This window comes from Mycobacterium sp. (genome assembly GCF_049280035.1).
Lineage (GTDB): Bacteria > Actinomycetota > Actinomycetes > Mycobacteriales > Mycobacteriaceae > Mycobacterium.
On sequence record NZ_JBAPPI010000662.1, the window covers coordinates 1 to 3,022 of the forward strand.

Below are 3,022 nucleotides of genomic sequence, written 5' to 3' on the forward strand. Positions count from 1 at the left end.
GCGGCTGAAGATCGTCGACAAGCCTGGTCGACGCACACCGGTGTCCTGGGCGACCACCTCACGCAGAACGCCGGACAGCTGCCCGGACATCTCCTCAGCGCTGGCGAACCGCCGCCGCGGATCCGGATCGATCGCGCGACGCAACAACCTGCCGAACGAGTCGTACTTGGCGAGCACTGGGTCGTCTTCGGGAAGCCCGTCGACGTAACGGCCGCCGCGGGCGCGCAATTTCAAGGTCAGAGCCGCCAGCGTGCGGCCGACCGTGTAGATGTCGCTGGCAACCGTCGGGCCTGTCCGCACGATCTCGGGCGCCTGGTAACCCGGTGTGCCATAAAGGTATCCGAACGAGTTGAGCCTTGACACGGCCCCCAGGTCGATCAGTTTGAGCTGCTCCTCGGTGAGCATGATGTTTTCCGGCTTGAGGTCGTTGTAGACCAAACCGATGGAATGCAGATAGCTCAGTGCCGGCAAGATCTCCAACACGTAGGCGATGGCTTCGGCGACGGGCAGCCTCTCGCCCTTGCGGCGTTTGAGCGATTGCCCACCGACGTACTCCATCACGATGTAGCCGACGGGCTCGCCGTGCCGGTCGGTGTGCTCGACGAAATTGAAGATCTGCACGATCGACGGGTGCACCACCTCGGCGAGGAAGCGCCGCTCGGCCATCGCGATCGCTTGGGCCTCGGCGTCGCCGGAATGCACCAAACCCTTGAGCACCACCGGACGGTCGTTGACGTTGCGGTCGAGCGCCAGGTACACCCAGCCCAGTCCACCGTGCGCGATGCAGCCCGTGATTTCGTACTGGCCGGCGACCACGTCGCCCGGATTCAGTTGCGGCAGAAACGAATACGGGCTTCCACAGTGAGGGCACCAGCCTTCCGATTTGGCCTTGCCGTCTGCGCCGGATCGACCTACCGGCCGCCCACAGTTCCAGCAGAACCGTTTCGACTCCGGCACAACCGGATTGGGCATCAATGCTTCGATCGGGTCGATGTCGGGGACCCGTGGGATCTCGACTAGGCCGCCGCCCAGCCGCCGGACCGGCGCCCGCGGTGCCGGCTTCACGCGTTCTTGGGGCTCGGTGTCGAGGATGTGCAACGACGTGGCTTCGGAGTCATCGTCGAATTCGGGGCGGAAGACCGCCTGCGTGGTTACCGGGCGGCCCTGCGATGACGAATCCACCGTCGCGTCGGCGGGCTGGGTGCCCGGGGCGACGTCGCCGTCCTGCAAGCCGTCGTCGCCATTTGGGCGTTCCGGATCCACCGGCTGCTCGGCCATCAGTCCACATACCTCGGGCTCGGCGCGGATGGCGCCGGACCAAGCACCGTTAACCACTTGCGGTACAAGGCGTTCCAGGTGCCGTCGCGACGGATGCGTTCCAGGGTGCCGTTGACGAACCGGACTAGCCCGGTGTTGTCCAGCTTGATCCCGATGCCGTAGGGCTGAGTGCCCATGTTGGGTCCGACGATGTGCAGGTACGGGTCCTGGGACACCAGTCCGGCCAGGATGGAGTCATCGGTGCTGACAGCGTCGACTTCCCGCTGCTGCAGCGTCACCAGACAGTCGGCCCAGTTCACCACCTCGACCACGATCGGCGGCGGCGCGATCTCCCGGATCCGGTGCAGGGACGTGGTGCCTCTCGCGACGCAGACCCGCTTGCCGGACAGGTCGGGCGGCTTGGTGATCGGGGAGTCGCGTGACGCCAGGATGCGCTGGGTGGCGTCGAGGTAAACGGTGGAGAAGTTGACATGTTTGCGCCGTTCGCAGGTGATGGTCATCGTCTTGACGACGACGTCGACCTCCGACTTTTCCAGCGCGGTGATGCGCTCGTCAGACGACAGGATCCGGTACTCGACCTGCGACGGGGTGCCGAAGATATCGCGCGCCACCTCGCCGGCAATGTCGACATCGAAGCCGACGATTTCACCGGTGATCGGGTCGCGGAAGCTGAACAGGTTGCTGCCGATGTCCAGGCCTACGATCAGCCGGCCGCGGGCACGGATGTTCGCCACCGCCGCGTCGGCATCGACCGGGTTGTCAAATGGCCGCAGGCTGGCGGTGGGGTTGCAACTGTCGGCGGAGGTGTCCGGCGGCAAGGGCGGCTTCGGTGGCATCTCCTGCATACGGGCCGGTGTCGGGGGCAGCAGTGTCGGCACCGGCGTCACCACCATGGCGCCCGACTCGCTACACCCGGCCAACACCGTGGCGATCGCCAGCGCGGCGCACAGGATACGGACGGGGCGCCGGATCATCGGTACTCGCTCAGCCGCGGCCACAGACCGAGAGCGACCGCGACGGCCGCGCCCAGGCTGAGCACGACACCGCCGACCGTTGCGCCGGCCAGTCCGCGGCGCGCGTTGAGGATGTCGTCGCGTAGTTGGTTGCGGCTTTGCTCCATCGCCTTACCCAGGGCGCGGTCGAGTTTATCGAACGCGGGGGTGGAGTCGTGCTCGCCGGTGCCCAGCGCGACCTGGGTGGCGGCCCGATAATTGCCGACCGAAATGTAGGAGTTGATCCGGTCGTCGGCCCTCCGCCACTGGGTGAGCAATTGATCGGCGCCCTGCAAGTCGCCCTTGTCGACGGCGTCGGGGCGAGCGAGATATTCGTCGAGCTTCTTGTGCATGTCGTCGATGCGATCGTAGAAGGAGGGCTTTTGGACCTCTTCGTCCCCGCGCCGGATCAGCGACAGCGTCTCGACGGCACGGGCCTGCTGAGCCTTGATGGACAGATCCGTGATGGTCTTCAGCGACTCTGCCCCAGTGTTTTTGGCACTAACGCTAGCGCCGGTGGAAATCCAAAGAGCAATGACCAACCAGACCACCATAACGAGAATCGCGAGTGCGCCGGCGACAAGACCGGGGTTGATTCGCCGTTTGGTGTGGCGGGCCAGCCAGCGGTGCGAGAACGCGCCGAACAACCCCGTGGCGAAGACGACGAGAATGACCGGCGCCGGGATCTGCGTCGAGGCCGTGGTTTCGTCGTCCACCCGCTTCGACGTCTCGCGATAGAGCCGCTGCGCTTC

Annotated in this window: 2 protein-coding genes and 1 pseudogene; all 3 read right to left on the reverse strand. The window is 65.7% G+C overall.

Annotated features, from left to right (window positions below; translation table 11 throughout):
* A partial coding sequence (locus WAN71_RS21275; RefSeq protein ID WP_422227227.1) for a serine/threonine protein kinase occupies positions 1-1,278 on the reverse strand: 1,278 nt, incomplete at its 3' end.
* Positions 1,278-2,252: a glutamate ABC transporter substrate-binding protein gene (locus WAN71_RS21280; RefSeq protein ID WP_422227228.1), complete on the reverse strand. Its 975-nt coding sequence runs from the start codon at positions 2,250-2,252 to the stop codon at positions 1,278-1,280. The genes WAN71_RS21275 and WAN71_RS21280, both read right to left, overlap by 1 nt.
* Positions 2,249-3,022 (reverse strand): annotated as a pseudogene (locus tag WAN71_RS21285) (hypothetical protein); the annotation flags it as partial. The gene WAN71_RS21280 and the pseudogene WAN71_RS21285, both read right to left, overlap by 4 nt.

Excerpts from the sequence above, each read along its gene's own strand:
- WAN71_RS21280 (WP_422227228.1), bottom strand. The coding sequence starts at position 2,252 with ATGATCCGGCGCCCCGTCCGTATCCTGTGCGCCGCGCTGGCGATCGCC.